Origin of the sequence: Maribacter sp. X9 (assembly GCF_048537565.1) — a bacterium.
Taxonomy (GTDB): Bacteria; Bacteroidota; Bacteroidia; order Flavobacteriales; family Flavobacteriaceae; genus Maribacter.
On sequence record NZ_CP183215.1, the window covers coordinates 2,194,817 to 2,214,776 of the forward strand.

Genomic DNA, 19,960 nt, shown 5'->3' on the forward strand with positions numbered 1-19,960 from the left:
CCTCAATTATGGGTAAATTAACTTTATTTGAGCTATTTTTGGGCTTTATTTATTTCAGTACGCTTCCCTATGAAAAATGTTTATTTAGATAATGCAGCAACGACACAAGTTCACTCGGCGGTAATAGCCAAAATGCAGGATGCCTTGGCCAATTCTTATGGAAATCCTTCTTCTACACACAGTTTTGGAAGAACGGCAAAGACGGCTATAGAGAGTGCTAGAAAGACAATCGCCAAGTATCTTAATGCCCAACCTTCTGAAATTATATTTACTTCAGGAGGCACGGAAGCGGATAATATGATTATCAGATGCGCCGTGCGTGATTTAGGAGTTGAAACTATTATCACGACGAAAATTGAGCATCACGCTGTTTTGCATACAGTTGAAGAACTGAAAGATAACGGTTCTATAGCGTTGGATTACGTAGATTTGGATGAATTTGGCAATCCGAATTTGGAACATTTAGAAACATTGTTGCAAAAGGACAATTCCAAGAAGTTGGTAAGCCTTATGCACGTAAATAATGAAATTGGTAATAAAATCGATATAGAGAAAGTTACGCTTTTGTCAAAAAAATATAATGCCTTGGTCCATTCAGATACGGTGCAGTCTCTAGGGCATTACGAATGGGATGTAAAAGCATTTCCAATTGATTTTTTAGCTGCAGCTGCACATAAATTTCACGGGCCTAAAGGAATTGGCTTCGCCTTTATACGCAAAAATTCAGGATTGAGCTGTATGATTTCTGGGGGTTCACAAGAACGTGGATTAAGGGCGGGTACAGAATCTTTTCACAATATTGTCGGTCTCGAAGAAGCTTTTAAACATGCCTACGACCATTTAGATGAAGAGAAAGCTTATGTTGAGGGTATAAAAAAGTATTTTATTGAAAGGATAAAAGCTGAAATACCTGAAGTTAAATTCAACGGACATTCTGGAGATATGGATAAAAGTACCTACACCTTGGTCAATGTTTGTTTGCCCATTTCTGAAGAAAAAGCAATGATGTTGTTATTCAATTTGGATATTAAGGGAATTGCTTGTTCAAAAGGTAGTGCCTGTCAATCGGGTAGTGATGCCGGATCTCATGTATTAAACGAAATTTTGTCGAAAGAAGATATGAAAAAACCTTCTGTAAGGTTTTCATTTTCAACCTATACTACAAAAGAGGATATAAATTATACGGTTGGTGTTTTAAAAGAGTTGGTTGGGTAACCCCATTTAATCCTTTTTGCGGTCGCGTCTACGTTCTCGTTCGTACGGAAATTTTCTGATGGCCAGTTTCATCATACGATCAATGAGGTCAGTAGTGTTTTTACCAGTCTTTTTGTTGATTTGCTTTTCGTACTTCCAAAGAAGTTTACCAGTATCTCCATCACTTATTTTTATGCCAATGCGGCCATAATCTGCACCGCCTGAAAAATAATCGGTAAAACTGAATTCAGTAGGAACACCATTTGACAACAGAATATTCAAATCTAAGGTACCACTGATAATACCATCGACCCCAAGAATTTCACTTAGTTGCTTTGTGGTATATACATCAATGTTTTCATAGGTGATATTGTTCTGTGTCAGAATGGCCGTAGTGTTTTTGATGTTCTGAAACTCTACAGGTAATTTTTTCTTTTTACTTCTTCTGGAGAAATAGGTTTCTAAGGCATTCTGAACGGCGTAGCCTTCATTTTCCTCCAACCTTTTTTGTTCTTCTTTAGACACTGTTTCATTAAGGTCTAAATTGGTAAGAAAAGGAACGATCGCTAATATTTTATGATCCGCACTTAATTCGTCAAAATTCGGACTTTCGTAAATATTTTTCTGGGCCGTAAGTGATACACCGAAAATTAGTGCGGTAAAGAAAAGAAGTCTTTTCATTTTTTATATTTAAAGGCGCATTTTTACTCTTAAGTTTAATACCCTTGATGTTAGGTAATTAGGGACCGCAAACTCATTTTTGCTGTCCACATCGCGTACCCAGGTATTTGTAATTGAATTCTGATTATTGAATAAATTAAATAGTTCAAAACCAAAACTCAAATCCTTAAAGTTATGTAGCCAATGTGTTGTTGGATATTTTTTATCCTTACTTGCAAAAATATAGGAAATTCCTAAATCTGCACGTTTATAATCTCTTAATCTATTCTGAAAAACATAGGGGTCCGCATAACTGGGGGAGCCACCGGGAACCCCGGTCTGGTAAACTAGATTTAAATACATTTTTAAATCTGGAATGGTAGGAATATAATCCTGAAAAAGTATCCCCAGTTTAAAACGCTGGTCCGTAGGTCTAGAAATATATCCTCGGTTATTCCGGTTCTCTTCGGTTTTTAAAAAACCAAGACTTACCCACGATTCGGTGCCAGGAACAAAAGCACCGTTCATTCTTACTTCTGCTCCGTACACGTACGCTTTTGTATTGTTGTTGGCCGAATATCGTATACGAACATCTTCTAAAGTGTACGGATTTACATTGTCCAATTTTTTATAGTAGGTTTCACTGATCAAGGTGAAAGGTCTATTCCATAGGAGAAAACTATATTCATTCCCCACTACGACGTGGAAGGCTTTTTGCGCTTTTACATTCGGATTTATAACACCCAAACTGTCCCTTAGCTCTCTGTAAAAAGGCGGTTGATGGTAAAGTCCTGTGGATAGTCTAAAGAGCATGTCCTTTTCCCAGCTAGGTTTTATGGCAAATTGTGCCCGTGGACTCATCACGGTCTGTGCTACTTTTTCGATACCGGTGCCACTAACCGTCCAATGTTGGGAACGCAGGCCCAAGTTGTAATAGACATCAGCTGAATCCCAAGTGTTTTGGGTGCCTATTTGCGCATAACCGGAAAATCGATTCGTTTTCACGAAGTTTAGCGCATTGATGCCACTATAGGCCACTAATGGGGTATTGAACGGTTCTCTTGGTTGGTTGTTAATGAATTCTGGTCTTGGGGGTCTAATGGAGAAACCGGCCGAGTCAATGAATTCAGATTCCCTTAATTGATCCCGGATGTCTTCATGGGTATATTTTACGCCCCATTCTATAATAGACGTGTTCATGGTATGCTTTCCCTTGTGTCCTAAATTGAAAATCAGTGCATCTAGATCGTTACGGGTACGGTTGAACTGAGAGCCTATTCCTCTTGAAGTTAATAGTTCACCCGAAGTACCGCTGTTTAAATTGCTGTCCACTTCACCGAGTTCATACGAAGCGATAACATCTGAATATTCTTCCTCTGTGGTATGATAAATGGAGGATATAAGTTTTAAAGTTGTATTCTCGTCTAAGAAATAATTACCTTTTAGCGCGCCTAAGGCAGTAGCGTATTTATTCTTCTCGCGCCCTTCATAATATACAACCAGGGCCTGCGGATTCTCTAAAGTCCCAAAATTGGTCTGTCGGTTCAAGGGTTCGTTGTTGTAGTCGTTGATGCCTAAATTCCCTAGAAAATTAAGATGGAACTTATTTGAAAAACGATACGTAATATAACTTTGAACATCGGTAAACGAAGGATTGAAATTACTTTGGGTTTGTTGACTGTTTACAAGTAATGCATTATTTCTATAACGTACCCCTGATAGGGTACTCATCTTTTTGTTTTTTGAGACCGTCTCTATACTGGCACTTGCTCCTAAAAAACTTAAATCGCCTCGTAGGGAGAATTGACCGGGGGTTTTATAGGTGATATCCAGAACAGACGACATTTTATCACCATATTTTGCTTGAAAACCGCCGGCTGAAAATTTTACTTCTTGTACCAAATCACTATTTACAAAGCTTAGGCCCTCTTGTTGCGCTGAACGGATTAAAAAAGGCCTGTATACTTCAATCTCATTAACATAGACCAAATTTTCATCAAAATTGCCGCCCCTTACCGAATATTGTGTACTCAGCTCATTGTTTGATGATACACCGGGTAGTAGTTTTAAAATGGTCTCTACGCCAGAGTTTGCCGCGGGAATGTTCCTAATGTTCTCTGGAGTTATGTTTAAAATATTACTGGTGGTTTTTTGTCCATTGGCAGATACCGTTACGCCATCGATTTGTATGGCATCGGTTTTTAGAATGGGATTGAATTCAAAAGTTTCATTGGTATTCAATACTAAATGTTCGAGAATAACTTCTTTGTGTCCGATATGTGAAAACGTGATCGAGGTTTCTATATCGGCGATAAGTTCCAATGAATAATAGCCATTTTGGTCGGTAGTGGTTCCCAATGTTCCGGTAGATATATTTACATCGGCTAAAGGCTGATTACCTTCATCCAATACAATGCCGGTAATAGTGGCACTCTGCGCAAAACCACTTGTAGTACACAATAGCACGAAAAAACCCAGAATAACGAATAATCTCAACGATTTTATTTTCTATAGAAAGAAGTAGTAAGTACACTTTCATTACCTACATTATCAGTAACGGTAACTTTAAGTACACATTGCGTTTGGTCTGCAATCTTATCATCAAAATTGTAGGTCAAGGTATTGTTTTTAGGCTCGTATTCCATCAAAATCCACTCACCGTTCAATGTTGCCGAATACGTGTTTATCCCACTCAAGTCATCGGCAATGTAAAGACTAAGGTATTTATAATTATTGAGCCATTGTTTCTCCTTAAAGTTTTTGGTACGTATGGTTGGGGGAACAGAATCTTTGGCTAGCGTATAGGTGCCTAGATTTCGGGTTCGAGTGGTAAAGAGATCACCTCGCTTATAGGTGTTGGTATAATTTGGCCTAAGTCTATCATCTAATCGGGCAATGAACAATTGGCCCTGCTCTTCTTTCGGATATTTGGAGCTGTCAAAAGTAATCGTAAAGTTTCTATGGGCTGGTACGGTATTGTTATGAATGGTTACTGTATCCTGCCCTTTTTCTAAATCAATGTAAAAATCTTCATAAAAGGTATTCGTAGGAAAATATACTTTAGCACCACCCAAATCATAGTTATTAGGTTTTTTTGCAATGACGTAGGTATCCGTTATATCTTTAGTTTGACGAACGACTCCCTCATTTTTGATTCCTTCAACAGGAATCGTAAGTTCTGTCTTGTTTCCCGCAAAATCCTTTATCAGTAACGTAAGCGTATAGCTAAGACCTTCGTTAATCGGTATTTCTCCGTTATTATATAGTTCTTTATAGATGTCGAGATAATTGCCGGGGGATTTAAAACTTTTTTGAATACGTTGCCGATAGCGTCCTAAGTAATCATAATCAATAAGGGTATTGATGTATCTGGTTTCACCAAAAGAAAAAGATTCAAAATCATAAAGGGAATATATTTTTCCGTTTACACTTAAGGATACGGAATAGACGCCGTTTTTATTGGCGGCCATATCCAAGCGGTCAAACCCAATGAAACCAACGCCTATTTTTCCTAGGGCAGTTACCTTATCGGCTAAATAGGTACCATCACTTTGTCTGCTGAAATTTATTTGGGTTCGGTCATTGTTTCCGTTCACATGCGATTTATCCGTCAAAGGATAGATAAAAAGTTTTTCAAGGGTCGGATTCGTCGCATCGGCAACTTCAACACCATATAATAATGGGTTGGTGGGTTTTTCCGAGATACTACTGCGTATTTCAAAATGAAGGTGAGGACCAGCAGAACCTCCAGTATTACCGCTATAGGCGATTAAATCTCCTTGCGTTACTTTTAGTTCTCCGTAATCAGGAAATACTTCTACTTCGAATGCCTTTTTATCGTATTGAATCTTTTTAATGTAAGCTTCTATTTCAGGCGAAAATTTCTGAAGATGCCCGTAAACAGATGTATAACCATTAGGATGCGCTATATATAAAACCTTACCATAACCCCATAATGAAACTTTGATCCGGGTTATGGTACCGTCTCCAACCGCCATAACCGGCAAACCTTCACGTTGTTGGGTTTTAATATCGATTCCCGAATGAAAATGATTGGACCTGAGTTCTCCAAATGTGCCGGCCAAAATGATGGGGATGTCCAGCGGTGGCCTAAAAGCGTCTTTGGGATAATCTTCCTGCCCTAATAAAGTAAAACAAAATAACAATAAAAGACCTAGGGCTGTTTTTCTCATAATTTTATAGCAATAGTGCGAAAATAATTAATAAGCAACAATTCTCTTCGGTAGCGAACGCTAAAATTTTAATAAAGACCTGTTGTATATAGGAATAGCATTTGAAGAGGAAGAGATTTAGGAATATTTCAAAAAACTATTGCTAAGTCATGCAATCTATGTTAACTTTGTGTAAATCGCATTGACTTTGAGGTATGGGCGAGTTGATTAAAATCGTTGATTCTTTAGAAAATAAAATTAGCAAATTGTTACATAAACTTGAGGTTATGAGCAGTGCTAATTTGGCTTTGGAAAATGAATTGATGAATTTAAAGTCTTCTCAGGAAAACGCCAGTAAAACGGTTTCTGAATGGGAAGAAAAATACAATTCACTCAAACTGGCAAATTCAATGTTGGGCAGTAATACCAATAAAACAGAAGCTAAGCTTAAAATAAATACATTGATACGGGAGTTGGACCATTGTATCACTCAATTGTCGGAATAATGTTACTATAAATATGTCAGAGAAGCTCAAAATAAAACTTTCAATAGCTGACAGGGTCTATCCGTTAACGATAGATCCTGCACAGGAAGAAGGTTTGCGAAAGGCCGCTAAGAATATAGAACAGTTGGCCAAAAAATTTGAGCAGAATTATGCAGTTAGGGATAAGCAAGACGTCTTGGCGATGTGCGCCTTGCAGTTTGCATCCAAAATTGAGCAAAATGGCATTGAGCAGACAGAAGGAACAAAAGAAGCCGAAGAACGTTTACAAGCGTTGGATGATTTGGTGAATTCTAAGTTAGCTTTAAAATAAAAACGTTCTTTAAAATACACTAAGTTACTGCCCACATTGGTAATACCTTTTGACAAACTCAACATTTATTTTTTTAAAAAGGGTGAGTTTAGATTGTAAAAGCAGGCCCTACTCGTATAGGGATCCTTGAGCAGTCTGTTAGCCCTAAACCTGTTTACCGGAGTTTGATCAAAACTTCTCCAATGTGGGCTTTTTTTTTATTAATAATTTACACTATGGATAGTACAATGATAGTTATTGCCGCAATAGTAGGGCTGGCAATTGGTTTTGCGATAGCAAAATTTCTGGAAAAAGGGAAAGCCTCTAAAACCATTATAAATGCAAAGAATGATGCAGAACGCATATTAAAAGATGCAAACGCAGAAGGCGAGAGTGTCAAGAAGGAAAAGCTGTTACAGGCAAAGGAGAAGTTTTTAGAGTTAAAAGAGGAGCATGAAAAAGTAATCAATGGCAAGGATAGAAAGATCAACGAGGCAGAAAAACGAACTAGGGACAAGGAGTCTCAAGTAAGTAGTGAGCTTGCCAAGAATAAGCAGTTGAACGCACAATTAGACGGAAAGTTAAAAGAAGTTGACCAAAAAATCGAGTTGTTCGAAAAGCGTCATGAAGAATTGGATAAAATGCACAAGAGCCAGATTCAACAACTTGAAGTTATTTCGGGCTTATCTGCCGATGAGGCAAAAAATCAACTGGTCGAAAGTCTTAAGGAAACCGCTAAGTCTGACGCTATGGCGTATATTCAGACGACTGTTGAAGAGTCAAAACTTACCGCACATCAAGAGGCGCGGAAGATCATTATCAATACGATTCAACGTATAGGAACAGAGGAAGCCGTAGAGAACTGTGTTTCTGTTTTTAATATTGAGTCAGATGATGTCAAAGGTAGGATCATTGGTAGGGAAGGACGTAATATCAGGGCACTGGAAGCGGCCACAGGTGTTGAGATTATTGTAGATGATACACCAGAGGCAATTATTCTTTCTTGTTTTGATTCGGTGCGTAGGGAAGTTGCACGTTTGTCCCTTCACAAATTGGTTACCGATGGTAGGATCCACCCTGCTCGAATAGAGGAAATTGTAAAGAAAACGGAAAATCAGATCGAGGCTGAAATTGTGGAAATAGGCAAAAGAACCGTTATTGATTTGGGTATTCATGGTCTACATCCAGAATTGATACGGGCCGTTGGTAGAATGAAATACCGTTCTTCTTACGGTCAGAATTTGTTACAGCACTCAAGGGAAGTCGCTAAACTTTGTGGTGTTATGGCCGCCGAATTAGGCCTGAACGCTAAAATAGCCAAACGAGCCGGACTATTGCACGATATTGGTAAAGTGCCGAATACTGAGAACGAGGTAGAAACTCCGCATGCCATTTTAGGAATGCAGTGGGCAGAGAAATTTGGAGAGAAACCAGATGTATGTAACGCAATTGGAGCCCACCATGATGAGATTGAAATGAAAACCCTTATAGCCCCAATTGTTCAGGTTTGTGATGCCATTAGCGGCGCAAGACCCGGGGCAAGAAGACAAGTGCTCGATTCATATATTCAACGTTTAAAGGATTTGGAAGAGATTGCCTTCGGATTCAGCGGAGTTCAGAAAGCATATGCCATACAAGCTGGTAGAGAACTACGCGTTATCGTAGAAAGCGAAAAAGTGACAGACGATAGAGCTGCACAATTGTCTTTTGAAATTTCGCAAAAAATACAAACCGACATGACCTATCCAGGTCAGGTGAAGGTGACGGTAATTCGCGAAACGAGGGCGGTAAACGTTGCCAAATAAGAGCACATTTTACTGAATAAAAAAAGCCCCTTGATTAAGGGGCTTTTTTATTGTATTTTTTTGGGACTTTCTAAGAAAACTTATTCTTCTTCGTTGCTTGATTCATCTTCCTCGACTTCTCTTTCAAGATTATTTTTTAGAATGTTCAGTTTTTTCAATTTAGCTTTCCAAGCGGCCAAGGCTTCTTTATGCTGTTCCACTCTTTTTATCACATCCTGAACCAAAGGATTGCTTTCTGAGGCATTAGAGAAGAATTCTAAATTGTTTTCTAATTGCCTGATTTCCGTTTTGCTCTCATCAATTTTCTTTCTGATAAAGGCCCTTTCGTTTTGTATAGCTTGTTCCTGATCCTCATTGTTAGTTAGCTGTTGAATCTTATTTCCGTATTTTAATAGTTCGGACTCTTGCTTACTCACTCCGGTTTTATGGAATAGGGCATCGATTATTTTATCGAATTTTAGATTGATGCTTTTCTTTTTAAAAGGAACTTGGCCGAAGCCCTTCCATTCTTCGGTAAATTCTTTGATGGTCGCTATATCCTTTTCTTTGTTTCCGCTTAATTTAAATGTTTTAAGGCGTTCTATCAGTGCTTCCTTCTGTTTATAGTTGTTTTCCTCTTCTTTGAAGGCATCGTTTTTAAGAGCGTTTAGCCTATCAAAATAGTGGTTGCAGGCATTTTTGAAATCTTTCCAAAGCTTATCTGAATATTTACGGGGAACATGTCCGATTCTTTTCCATTCACCCTGTATACGCTTCATTTCTGAAGTAGTGGTGTCCCAGTCATCACTATCTTTAAGGGAAAGGGCAGTTTCTAACAAAGCTCTTTTTTTATCAAGATTATCTTGCTGGTCTTTTTTCAGATTTTTATAGAACTCGTTTTTATTTTGATTGAATTTTCGTACCGCTCCTTTGAAAGAATTCCAAGTTTTGGAATTTAGTTTTTGAGGCACTTGACCGGCCTTAAAAAATGCTTCTCTTAGTGCTTCTACTTTTTTGATTTGTTGTTGCAATGTTCCATGATTGCCAGAAACATTTTCAGAAATCTCTTCTATTTCCTTTATTATAGTATTCTTACGTTCTAAATTTTCTTCTTTTATTTTGTCAAGATTTTTAAAATAATCTTGTCTTCTTTCATGGATCATTTTGGTCGCGGCACTGAAGCGATTCCATATTTCTTCCCGATTTTCCTGTCCTACCGGACCCAAATCTTCTTTCCAGATTTTGTGCAGTACTTGCAACTCCCTAAATGCACGATTCAAGTCCGGTTCTTTGGCAAGTTCTTCTGCACGAACAACTATTTTTCCCTTCTCTTCTAAATTATGTTTAAAATCAAGGTCCCTTAATTCTCTGTTGATATTGAGGAAATCATAGAATATTTCGATATGATGGTGATATGTTTTCCAAACATTATTGTAATCGGCCCTGGGAATAGGTCCTGCATTTCTCCATTTCGCTTGAATATCCTTAAAATTATTGTAAGTAGTATTGATATCTTCGTCAACGTTCACTAGAGCTTTTAGTTGCTCTATAAGGTCTAAGCGGTAGGCTAGATTTTCTTTATGGCTTTTCTCTAAACTCTTGTAATATTGATTACGCTTGTCACGGTATTCGGAATACACTTCATTGAATTGTCTTTTAGCAACCGAGTTATACTTGAAGTCTATTTCATTTCCTCCATTTGCAATGAATTCCTCTTTTTTCACTTCGAGGAATTCTTCAAATTTCTGATTGAACTCATCCTTTATAGCATCAACATGTTTTCTAATGGCTTGAACCTTTTCGTTTTTAACCAAGCGTTGTAATTCACCCACCAAATTTTCCATACTCATCTCATGATAGTCGGGCATAGGAATTGCATGTCTTTTTACAGTATCGGTATCCTCAGCGTCTTCGGCATTAGATTCATCGATTTCTTCGAGCACATCTTTTTCTTCGGAGGCTCTACTGGATTCCTCCGTATCATCTTCAACTTTAGCTTCTACCGTGGTTTCATTTTCATCGGTAGTGTTCTCGGTCAAATTTTTCATATTCAGTACCTCTGAATCTTTTTTTTCAGTTGAACTCTCTGATATGGGTCGTTCTTTTTCCTCTGACATAATCCTTTGTTATATGCTTACAAGATAGTGACAACCCCTAGAATTGCAAAGTAATGCAAGTTCTTTTTAATACCCTATGTATGGGAAAAAGTCGATATGGATGAATACTATTGAACGTAATAAATTCAAGTGATGCACTAAAATGTTCACTATTTATTCCAGATTTCCCACGCTTTTTCTGCTTGTAACTCTAGCATTTTTAGACCATTGCAAACACTTGCACCTTTCGCTTTACCCGCTTTTAAAAATGCCGTTTCTTCAGGATTATAGATGAGGTCGAAAAGTAAATGGTTTGGCCCGATCGCATTATAGGGAATATCAGGTTTTTCATCGATATTCGGAAAAGTGCCTACCGGAGAGCAGTTGATGATTAAGGTATGTTCTTTTATAACAGTTTCATTCAATTCTTTGTAAGCATAGCTGTTTTTTTTACTACTTCTAGAAACAAATGAAAAGTCAATTTTTAATTCATTCAAGACATAGGCGATCGCTTTTGAAGCTCCGCCAGTTCCTAAAATCAAAGCTTTTTTATGGTGTTCTTTTAAAAAAGGCTCCAGTGATTTTTGAAAACCATAGGCATCGGTATTATAACCTTTTAATCCCTTTTCACTTACCTTGATCGTGTTTACAGCTCCAATAATTTCGGCAGCAGCATCAATTTTATCTAATAAAGGTATCACTTCTTCCTTATAGGGTATGGTTACATTTAAACCTTTAATATTTTCGGTGGATTGGAAAATTGAGGGGAATTCTGCTATGGATTGTAAATCAAAATTTTGATAGGAATGATTCATCAGTCCTAAGTCATTGAATTTCTTCTTGAAATAACCTCTTGAGAATGAGTAGGATATGTTACGACCTACCAATCCAAAATTAACTAGCTTTTTTTCTGTTTTTTCCATACCAATCTAAAAGTAATAAAACACCGATTCCAAAAATAATGAAGAAGATGGCGATCCAATTTTCAAGCGTAGACATGTCGGGGAGAAAACGTTCATAGTTCATTATGATTTGTTTTCCATTAGAGTCTAAAAAGACTTTTCCGTTCATGCCGGTTTTGTAAATGGTTTTTTTCCATGGCCAAACAACGCCTAAAGATCCCGTTATAAAACCTATGATGGTAGCCGTGGTAATATGTTTGTAATGTTTTAGAACGAAACTTAATACGTGTGACAAGGTTACTAATCCTGTGGCCGAACCTAAAGTAAACACGGCCAATATTTTCAAAGTATGTAAACGCTCTGTATTGGACATAAAACTGAAGTCACCTAGAAAAAGTTCTGAAAATGTATCGTACAACGCATTGACAGAATCAACCAATAGTAACACATAATTGCCTAACAAAATCAATATGAACGACCCAGATAAACCTGGTAAGGTCATACCCGAAACACTGATCATACCGCAGAGAAAGATAAATAACAAGTTATCATTTTCTTTTGCTGGATTTAGGAAGCTAATGGCAATACCAACGGTGAGACCAATAATTGCAGCTGTAAATGTTTTCTTCTTCCAATAGTCAAAATCCTTACCAATATAATAGATAGACCCAAGGATCATTCCAAAGAAAGCTGCCCAAACATAGAGCTCTTTCTTCACTAGAAAATAATCCAGTATTTTAGAAATACTAAAATAACTAACAAGCATTCCAAAAATAAGTAGGGTTAAAAAAGAGCCATTAATGTACCTGTAAAAACTTTTGAACCTACCGCTTATAAGGAGTTTGAAGGCTTTTGCATTAATCTTTTGAAGGGAATAAATGAACTCTTCGTAAAAGCCACCGACGAAGGCAACGATACCTCCCGAAACACCGGGAACTTTATTGGCAGCACCCATACAAAGTCCCTTAATGATAAGGAAGAATTTATCCAATAAGGAACGGGGATGGTTCATGTAGGTTTCGCTTACTTCTTAGAAGCTGTTTTTTCCAATATAAAAATAAGGGAAAAACCGATGAGCGCGGCTACAATGGCAAACATAATTTGAGGGTCGCCTTCATAACTGAAAGGTGATACGTTGGTATCTATAATAACCATTTTTTCTCCATAGGCCTTAGTTTCCAATATTTTTTTCCAAGGCCATATTTTATTCAGGGAGCCAATAATAAAACCGGTCAATAGGGCCAGGGTAAGGTTTTTATGGTGGTTGAACATCCATTTCAATAATTTGGCAAAACTTAAAAGCCCGAAAACCGCTCCAAGGCCCACCGTTACGATCACTTTAAAATCCCTACCATGAACTGCATCCAAAATTGTTTTATAGGACCCTAACAATACCAGAATAAAAGCTCCGGAAATACCTGGTAATATCATGGCGCAAACAGCTAAGGCTCCAGATAGAAACAGATAGGGCAGACTTCCAATATTTTGGCTAGGAGGAAGAACGGTAACAAAATAGGCGATGATACTACCTGCCAACAGGAAAATTATTGTTGCAACCGACCATTTGGTGATTTCCTTTCCAACAAAAAATACGCTTGCGGCTACCAGGCCGAAAAAGAAGGACCATAAAAGTATAGGCTCGTTCTCTAGCAACCAGCTTACCAACGTGGCCAATGAAAAAAGACTAATGAATATACCTGTGAACAGTGCTAATAAGAAATTACCGTTAGCTTTTTTCCAAACCGCTTTGAATCCGTTTTCCTTCCAAACTTTTAAAAGTCCTAAATCAATGTTGTTGATCGAGGTAATCAATTCTTCATAGATTCCTGAAATAAAGGCTATTGTTCCACCTGATACTCCTGGAACCACATCGGCAGCCCCCATGGCAATGCCCTTAAAGGTAATAACGATATAATCTATTAATTTTCTGTTTCCCATGAAATGTAGAACCCCGTTTAGGATGCTTTATTGTATTTGTTCAGAATTTTCTGGGTCCATTCAGAATTACCGAATTCAGGAAATTTTTCGGTAAACAGATATAGTTTTTTTTGGTTCTTGTCAATCTTTAAAGCATCCATTAGGGTTATTCTTGCATTAATTAAGTCCTTAGCAATTAATTGATAACCTACAGATTTATATAAAAGCTTAAGGCTTTCTGGATAAAATTCCCTTCCTTGTTCCAAAATTTGCACCGCTGCGGTTGTTTCTCCATTCTCATGCACGACATCGGCCCATTTTAACCAGGTATCCAATTCATAGTTCCCTAGATCAACTGTTTGTTTGAAAGCGAAATCGGCTTGGTCTAAATTTCGTAATGCGGTATGGATTTGCGCACATTTTTTCCAATACAAAGGGTTTTCGCCATCTATGTTCAGTGCTTTGTTGATATAATACACTGCTTTTTCATAGTCTTTAGTGTTGTAGTAAAGATTCGTGATTGCCAACCAACCTTTATCCAATAATGGATCTTCATGTACCGTTTGGTAGAAATAGTATTTGGCCATTTCGGTATCCTTTAACTTTTCATAACATTTGCCTATTCGTAAAAAGGCATGGGAAGTCGGGTCTTCTATAGAAATAGTAGTTTCGTAATTTTCAATGGCTTCTTTATACCTACTTAATTTTTCAAGTACTTTCCCCTTTTCAAAGTAAGCACCGATAAACGTATCATCTGAGATAATGGCGAAGTCAAAAGCTGCCAACGCCTCTGTAAACATTTCTTTATAATAATATTGTTTGCCTAATTGATGCCAAGCTACCTCGCAATACGGATTATTTTCTAAATATTCGTTCAAATAGACAATGGCCCCGTCGTAATCTTCCAAGAATTCAAAACAATACACCACATTATAAAGTGAGGAGTAATCTTGCTCATCGAATTCAACACATTTCATGAAACTTTGTTTGGCCATTTTAAAATTGTCCATAAACAAATATTCCATACCCAAAAGGCTGTAAATATCAAAGCTATCAGAGGTGAGGTCCAAGGCTCTTTGTAGTAGTTCTACCGCGCCTTCATGATTATCTTTTTTTGAATAGATATTGGCTCTTTGAATATAGATTTCTTCATTCTGGTTATCTAAAAACTGTAACTCATCTAATAGCAGTTCTGCCTTTTCCAAATGATTTTCAAAGACCATTACTTCTACTTGCAGCAATTTTAATTCTGTCGAACCTGGATGTTGTTGTAAACCAATTTTTATTCCTTTTTTCGCCAAGGAAATTTTACCAATATTTAGGTAGTGGTGTACAATGTCCTCAAAATCTTCTGCATCAAAAAAATAGACATCGTCTGTCTTGAGCATGGATTCGAATTTGGTAATAGTCTTGTCCGGTCTCTCGTTAGATTCTAACGCCATAGGAACTTCTTGATTAGTCTATATATTTAAAAGTAAGTGTTTGAAAAAGGTTTCAACCTTTTCGTGGGTCTATATTATTAACAAATTAGTTAACAATATAGTCCTATAAAGTATCTAAAACTTTCAATATGGTTTGGCAACCTTCCCTTATTTCGGCTTCTGAAATTGTGAGTGGGGGTGATATGCGTACGGCCCTTGTCTCAAATAAAAGCCAGAATAAGATAAGTTTATTGTCTTTTGCACGAAGTACGAGTTCATCGGTCGTCTCGGGGGAGTCCATGATAAGGGCCAGCATTAGGCCTTTGCCTCGTATCTCCTTTATCTTCGGATGTTTCAACAGCTGTTTAAAAAGGGCCTCTTTTTTGAGGGTATCAGTGATTATCGAAGTTTTTAAAAGCACTTGAAGTGTGGCTAAACTGGCAGATGCTATAACGGGATTACCACCAAAGGTCGTAATATGTCCCATTTTTGGTCGTTCACTTAAAGAAGACATAATTTTTTTGCTGGCCGTGAAAGCACCGACCGGCAATCCCGACGCCATTCCTTTTCCCATCACTAGAATGTCAGGAACGCAATTAAAATGCTCAAAAGCGAATAATTTTCCGGTTCTTCCGAAGCCTGGTTGTATTTCATCGAGTATAAGTAATGCTCCAACATCTGAGCATCGCTTTCTCACTTTTTCCAAATAATCATTTTTAGGAAGTATAAAACCAGCGCCCCCTTGAATGGTTTCTAAAATAACTCCCGCTGTATGTTCTGTAATTTTGTTGAGGTCCTCTTCATTGTTAAACCGAATATGATAGATGTCGGGGAGTAGCGGTCTAAACACACCTTTTCGTTCTTCAAAGTCCATTAAGCTTAAACTTCCCATGGTATTTCCATGGTAAGCCGATTTGGCCGCAATAAGCTGGGATCTGCCCGTAAACCGACGCGCTAATTTTAATGCTCCTTCTATAGCCTCGGTGCCGGAATTCACAAGATAGGTCACTTCTAATGGCGCAGGTAAATTTTCGGCTAATAGCTTGGTGTAATTCGTAGCCGGCGACTGGGCGTACTCACCATACACCATCACATGCATGTATTTTTCTGTCTGATCTTTGATGGCAGCTACTACTTCTGGATGGCAATGGCCTAAACTACAGGCAGAAACTCCTGCCACAAAGTCTAAATGTGCATTGCCATTAGTATCATAAATATAACTTCCTTTGGCATGCGAAATTTCCATTCCTAATGGGTAAGGAGAGGTCTGTGCTTGGTATTTTAGAAAATCGTCTTTCATGTGAAACGGCTAGTTCACTTTTTGATTTTTAGCAATCTTCTTAGGATCTGCGGTCTTATTTTTAGGGGGTATGTTATTAACGGGATCAGACTCGTTTTTAATACGTTGTTGTTCTTCCGCATCAATATCGATTGGATTATCTATACCCTTGATCACTACAAGTTGCAAGTTATTGTCATCTTCATCAAAAATATCTTCTTTGGTGAGAATACGCTCATCACCACGCCATACGAATCCTTTCAGTATTCTACTGTTTTCCGGTAAATCCTTTTCTGGGAAAATATCCCCATCTGGATTCGTGAAAAAGGTAAGATCCTGAATATCGTTTTCCGCCATGATAATCCGTATTTTACTACAGACCGTTTTGTCTATACCAATAAGTTCATCGTCATCGTTATACATGTAATAAATGACTTCGGTATTTTGAACAAGGTCGATGATTTTCAGTTCATTCTCTATGAATTGGCCATACAAGTTGATTCCCTTTGCCTGATTGTATCCTTTCATACTCACGCTGTCCAATGAAATTATAAACGCGTTTTCCAGCACTTTGAGGGAGTCTAGTTGCTCGGTTTCCAAATTGGATTTTAAGTGGATACTATCCCCGGTCATTTGATTCGCCCCGTTCCAAATAATAGGATTTTTGATTAATTGGGTTATACCGGTTTTTTGCTCAGAATGGATGCTGTCACACTTTCCACTTAAATCGGTTTTATAGAATTTAGCATTTCTGAAAGCCCTAATTATTCGTTCTTCCGGCTTGCCCGTTACCATTAAAGTATCTCCGTGAACATACAGCGAATCACGTTCCTGCACAGAAATGGATACGGCTCTTCGGGTCGCAAAAACAGAGTCTTTTGCTTTATGCACCTCTGCGTAATGTGCCCTTATGATTCCTTTGTTTATGGTGTCGGTGACCGTAATATTGTTAGTGGCCGATGCAAATTCACGGGCCTTATTAAAATAAACACTATCGCCTTCAATAATACGGTTGTTATAGTCGATGCGTGTATTTTTTATACCATAACCGCTCTCAACCTTGGTGTCATAAAAACCTCTTTCACAATAAATGGTATAGGTTTCGCCAACAATAGTTGATGGGCCGTACATGTATGCGTTTTTTGAGGTTGTGTAATAATCCAATTGTTCTGAATCTAAGGTGTATTCTGGGTTTTGAACATGTACACTATCTAAGAACTGGTACTTTTTTAACTCTATAAAATACTTCCCGATTTTACTGGTGAGCGTATTTGAAGAGTCAATGACGGTGCCATTATCCTGATAAAAGGCCTCTTGTTTAACCCGGTCTAACCGAAGGGTATCTGTTTTTAGGGTCATATCAGAATTGGTCAATACTACATCACCCCATGCCTTAGCCAGTTTTACATCTCCTAAATAGTTGATTTTTTTACTAGTCATTTCGATGGAATCCCCTTGTTTTAAAATGACATTGCCCAAGGCCTCCAATCTATTTTCAAGCTGGTAGTAAATCGCTACATCACACCATAAATCAGCACCTTGGTGTTCAAATTGAACTTGACGGTCATCTTTGCTAAAAATGGAAGCACCAGGATACTCAACTTCATTTTTAGTAAAATTGGCACCGTAAACAATATTGATTTGTTTGGGTTCTTCACTTGCTTTTTCTTGCTGTGAAATTCCAAAAAATGGAATGACCAGAAATAATAGCACGATAACATCGGGAATCCTCACTCTAATTTTTTTTCAAAAATAGTATATTTAAGTCGAGACTTATTAGGGTTATGATAGTTTTAGGAATTTGAAAATAAATGCTACCCCATTCATTATACGTGTTGTGGAAGTATAAGAATTCAACATCCATTATTCTTTAGGATATTAAGATTTTCAAATAACGTTTAGAATTCCACGGATATAACCTACAGATTCTGATAAACCATAAATAGCATGTTCGCCATCCTTCTCATATTCTATTGCGACAACACCTGTATAGTTTATGTCCTTTAGAGCACTGAGTATTTTAGGGATGTCCATTTTTCCATGTCCAATTTCCACATTATTACCTTTCGGGGTTTGTTCATCAATATCTTTAATATGGACATCGAACAATCTGCTTTTATATTTGATTAGTTCTGCCGCGGGGTCAAGATTTAAACGAAAGGTATGGCCGGTATCGATACAAAGGCCAATGCGAGAATCCAAGTCTTTTATTTTGTTATAAACACTCTCAGGTGAAGGAAAAACTCCATCTTCTGGGCCATGGTTATGAATGGCCATTTTAATATTGCTCTCTTTGACCTTCTTTTCAACTAGTTGTAAAAGATTATGTTTTGGTGCCCCAATGATTATGGAAAGTCCGGCATATTTTGCATAGTTAAAATAATTTTCAACCTCTTCTGCTGTGTTCATGTATATAACTCCGCCACCATAAAGGTTTATTCCTCTGGCCTTTACTTTATCCCTAATAAATCCTAGTTCTTCGGGACTGGCTTCGTAGGGCAGGTGGAAACTTTTAAAAGACACATCTGTCAGTTGTAGGCGCAATACAATATCTATTAATTCATCTAGACTGTAGTTGCGCAGTGTGTATGATGCCAGCCCAATTCGTAACGTATGTTCTTCGGATGCACTCTTTTCTACCGCTTCACTTACGGAAGCAAAGGATGCTGTCCCAATGGCCAAGGCACCTAGACCACTAGCCTTTAAAAAATCTTTTCTACTAATTGCCATTTACAGTATCGGTTTTGGTTTTTGGTTTTGCTTGTATTTCTGTCCGAATCCGGAATTATTTGGTTCAAAAGGTTCTTCTAAACTTACATTTACCCCATCTTCGGGAATTCGTTTTTCCTTTCCTAATGCCCAGTAGATACCGTTCAAGGCTATTTTCCGCACGGTCGGAATTTTAAAATCATAAGGGTGGCCGACCGTGGTAAAAAATACACGCGCGGTTTTGCCGGAGGTTCCGGTGTAAGTTTTGGTCCAAGCCACAGGGTTATCTAAAGGAAACTTGTCCAAATCTCCATCAATTTCATGTTGTGATTTTGTGGAGTGTCCCATGAGAATAGGATTACTGTCACCTTGAAGTTTCCAATCCCCGCCATCCACATGGTATAGCCACGAATAGGCGGCAAAAGGTTCAAAGCCATTTAAAATAGGGTTTTCCTCTTGACCCGGTCGTATTGAAATGTCAGTTACCGGAAATTTACCATCATCAAAATGCCCATGGTGCGTAATCCATTGCTGACCAAAAATTTTAGTTGGCCAGGCTTCATTATATATTTTGCCCACTGTAGAGTCATTTTTATACATAAAAGCATGGGTCGATGTCCTGAACCCTACAATCGGTCTGCCCGATTCTACATAATTTGTAATGAATTTGAGCTCGTTTTCCGGTAAATTTCTAAAACGGGTAAACATCACCATGAGATCTGCAGTTTTCAATGCTTCTAGCCCTGCGATGTGATCCGTTCGGTTCGGGTCTATGAATCCTAAACTATCTAAAGCATATAAAACGGTCACTTTTGCACCTAATTCCCTCTTTGCTAATTTCGCCAACATGGGCATGGACTCTTCGGACCGATATTCTTCATCACCAGTGACAAATACGATGTGGGGAACTGGTTCTTCTTCAACCGTATTTTCTGATACTTCCTTTTTCTTTTCTCCACAGGATAGTGTCAAAATACCCATTGAACATACGATAAGGAATTTAAGGAATACATTATTTTTTTGCATACTAA

Annotated in this window: 16 protein-coding genes and 1 other RNA gene; 5 read left to right on the plus strand and 12 right to left on the minus strand. The window is 37.9% G+C overall.

The window, feature by feature from the left end; translation table 11 throughout:
• Positions 1-69: 69 nt before the first annotated feature.
• On the plus strand, positions 70-1,215 hold the full coding sequence (locus tag ACNR9Q_RS09460; protein ID WP_419210971.1) for a cysteine desulfurase family protein: 1,146 nt from the start codon (positions 70-72) through the stop codon (positions 1,213-1,215).
• 6 nt (positions 1,216-1,221) lie between these two features.
• On the opposite strand, the gene ACNR9Q_RS09465 is transcribed toward ACNR9Q_RS09460, so the two are convergent.
• The 3 genes from ACNR9Q_RS09465 to ACNR9Q_RS09475 are packed head-to-tail and all read right to left on the minus strand — an operon-like array spanning position 1,222 to position 6,047.
• The gene (locus ACNR9Q_RS09465) at positions 1,222-1,875 is read right to left on the minus strand and encodes a hypothetical protein (protein WP_419210972.1); all 654 of its coding nucleotides are present in this window, start codon (positions 1,873-1,875) and stop codon (positions 1,222-1,224) included.
• Positions 1,876-1,884: 9 nt separating this feature from the next.
• The gene (locus tag ACNR9Q_RS09470) at positions 1,885-4,359 is read right to left on the minus strand and encodes a TonB-dependent receptor (RefSeq protein WP_419214265.1); all 2,475 of its coding nucleotides are present in this window, start codon (positions 4,357-4,359) and stop codon (positions 1,885-1,887) included.
• On the minus strand, positions 4,356-6,047 hold the full coding sequence (locus ACNR9Q_RS09475; protein WP_419210973.1) for a M23 family metallopeptidase: 1,692 nt from the start codon (positions 6,045-6,047) through the stop codon (positions 4,356-4,358). The genes ACNR9Q_RS09470 and ACNR9Q_RS09475 overlap by 4 nt, the downstream gene beginning before the upstream one ends.
• Before the next feature lie 194 nt (positions 6,048-6,241).
• Between ACNR9Q_RS09475 and ACNR9Q_RS09480 the strand changes: the two genes are divergently transcribed.
• From ACNR9Q_RS09480 to rny, 4 genes are all read left to right on the plus strand, one after another.
• Positions 6,242-6,532 (plus strand): hypothetical protein, encoded by a 291-nt coding sequence (locus ACNR9Q_RS09480; protein WP_419210974.1) that lies wholly within the window; start codon positions 6,242-6,244, stop codon positions 6,530-6,532.
• Between the two features lie 13 nt (positions 6,533-6,545).
• Positions 6,546-6,842 carry a cell division protein ZapA gene (locus ACNR9Q_RS09485; protein WP_419210975.1) on the plus strand — a complete coding sequence of 99 codons (297 nt, stop codon included), beginning with the start codon at positions 6,546-6,548 and terminating at the stop codon, positions 6,840-6,842.
• A gap of 56 nt (positions 6,843-6,898) precedes the next feature.
• A non-coding RNA gene (ssrS, locus tag ACNR9Q_RS09490) (6S RNA) lies at positions 6,899-7,008 on the plus strand.
• A gap of 49 nt (positions 7,009-7,057) precedes the next feature.
• The gene (gene rny / locus ACNR9Q_RS09495) at positions 7,058-8,626 is read left to right on the plus strand and encodes a ribonuclease Y (RefSeq protein WP_419210976.1); all 1,569 of its coding nucleotides are present in this window, start codon (positions 7,058-7,060) and stop codon (positions 8,624-8,626) included.
• An 80-nt stretch (positions 8,627-8,706) separates the two neighbouring features.
• Here rny and ACNR9Q_RS09500 read toward each other — a convergent pair whose 3' ends face one another.
• The 9 genes from ACNR9Q_RS09500 to ACNR9Q_RS09540 all read right to left on the minus strand — a co-directional run bounded on the left by ACNR9Q_RS09500 (position 8,707) and on the right by ACNR9Q_RS09540 (position 19,955).
• Positions 8,707-10,722 carry a DUF349 domain-containing protein gene (locus ACNR9Q_RS09500; RefSeq protein WP_419210977.1) on the minus strand — a complete coding sequence of 672 codons (2,016 nt, stop codon included), beginning with the start codon at positions 10,720-10,722 and terminating at the stop codon, positions 8,707-8,709.
• 149 nt (positions 10,723-10,871) lie between these two features.
• On the minus strand, positions 10,872-11,624 hold the full coding sequence (locus ACNR9Q_RS09505; protein ID WP_419210978.1) for a shikimate dehydrogenase family protein: 753 nt from the start codon (positions 11,622-11,624) through the stop codon (positions 10,872-10,874).
• Complete coding sequence (locus tag ACNR9Q_RS09510) at positions 11,596-12,615, minus strand: DUF368 domain-containing protein (RefSeq protein ID WP_419210979.1); 1,020 nt, start codon at positions 12,613-12,615, stop codon at positions 11,596-11,598. The genes ACNR9Q_RS09505 and ACNR9Q_RS09510 overlap by 29 nt, the downstream gene beginning before the upstream one ends.
• Before the next feature lie 11 nt (positions 12,616-12,626).
• A complete protein-coding gene (locus ACNR9Q_RS09515) occupies positions 12,627-13,541 on the minus strand; it encodes a DUF368 domain-containing protein (protein ID WP_419210980.1) in 915 nt (304 codons plus the stop codon).
• Between the two features lie 17 nt (positions 13,542-13,558).
• Positions 13,559-14,962: a tetratricopeptide repeat protein gene (locus ACNR9Q_RS09520; protein ID WP_419210981.1), complete on the minus strand. Its 1,404-nt coding sequence runs from the start codon at positions 14,960-14,962 to the stop codon at positions 13,559-13,561.
• A 103-nt stretch (positions 14,963-15,065) separates the two neighbouring features.
• Positions 15,066-16,241 carry an aspartate aminotransferase family protein gene (locus ACNR9Q_RS09525; protein ID WP_419210982.1) on the minus strand — a complete coding sequence of 392 codons (1,176 nt, stop codon included), beginning with the start codon at positions 16,239-16,241 and terminating at the stop codon, positions 15,066-15,068.
• A gap of 9 nt (positions 16,242-16,250) precedes the next feature.
• The gene (locus tag ACNR9Q_RS09530; protein WP_419214266.1) at positions 16,251-17,921 is read right to left on the minus strand and encodes an OstA-like protein; all 1,671 of its coding nucleotides are present in this window, start codon (positions 17,919-17,921) and stop codon (positions 16,251-16,253) included.
• Positions 17,922-18,107: 186 nt separating this feature from the next.
• On the minus strand, positions 18,108-18,950 hold the full coding sequence (locus ACNR9Q_RS09535) for a TIM barrel protein (protein WP_419210983.1): 843 nt from the start codon (positions 18,948-18,950) through the stop codon (positions 18,108-18,110).
• Entirely contained in the window at positions 18,951-19,955 is a 1,005-nt protein-coding gene (locus ACNR9Q_RS09540) for a ThuA domain-containing protein (RefSeq protein ID WP_419210984.1), read from the minus strand. It lies immediately after the preceding gene.
• Between the last annotated feature and the right edge of the window lie 5 nt (positions 19,956-19,960).

Excerpts from the sequence above, each read along its gene's own strand:
- ACNR9Q_RS09465 (WP_419210972.1), bottom strand. The coding sequence starts at position 1,875 with ATGAAAAGACTTCTTTTCTTTACCGCACTAATTTTCGGTGTATCACTT.
- ACNR9Q_RS09535 (WP_419210983.1), bottom strand. The coding sequence starts at position 18,950 with ATGGCAATTAGTAGAAAAGATTTTTTAAAGGCTAGTGGTCTAGGTGCC.
- ACNR9Q_RS09460 (WP_419210971.1), top strand. The coding sequence starts at position 70 with ATGAAAAATGTTTATTTAGATAATGCAGCAACGACACAAGTTCACTCG.
- ACNR9Q_RS09515 (WP_419210980.1), bottom strand. The coding sequence starts at position 13,541 with ATGGGAAACAGAAAATTAATAGATTATATCGTTATTACCTTTAAGGGC.
- ACNR9Q_RS09540 (WP_419210984.1), bottom strand. The coding sequence starts at position 19,955 with ATGCAAAAAAATAATGTATTCCTTAAATTCCTTATCGTATGTTCAATG.
- ACNR9Q_RS09485 (WP_419210975.1), top strand. The coding sequence starts at position 6,546 with ATGTCAGAGAAGCTCAAAATAAAACTTTCAATAGCTGACAGGGTCTAT.
- ACNR9Q_RS09480 (WP_419210974.1), top strand. The coding sequence starts at position 6,242 with ATGGGCGAGTTGATTAAAATCGTTGATTCTTTAGAAAATAAAATTAGC.
- rny (WP_419210976.1), top strand. The coding sequence starts at position 7,058 with ATGGATAGTACAATGATAGTTATTGCCGCAATAGTAGGGCTGGCAATT.
- ACNR9Q_RS09505 (WP_419210978.1), bottom strand. The coding sequence starts at position 11,624 with ATGGAAAAAACAGAAAAAAAGCTAGTTAATTTTGGATTGGTAGGTCGT.
- ACNR9Q_RS09475 (WP_419210973.1), bottom strand. The coding sequence starts at position 6,047 with ATGAGAAAAACAGCCCTAGGTCTTTTATTGTTATTTTGTTTTACTTTA.
- ACNR9Q_RS09510 (WP_419210979.1), bottom strand. The coding sequence starts at position 12,615 with ATGAACCATCCCCGTTCCTTATTGGATAAATTCTTCCTTATCATTAAG.
- ACNR9Q_RS09525 (WP_419210982.1), bottom strand. The coding sequence starts at position 16,241 with ATGAAAGACGATTTTCTAAAATACCAAGCACAGACCTCTCCTTACCCA.
- ACNR9Q_RS09520 (WP_419210981.1), bottom strand. The coding sequence starts at position 14,962 with ATGGCGTTAGAATCTAACGAGAGACCGGACAAGACTATTACCAAATTC.
- ACNR9Q_RS09500 (WP_419210977.1), bottom strand. The coding sequence starts at position 10,722 with ATGTCAGAGGAAAAAGAACGACCCATATCAGAGAGTTCAACTGAAAAA.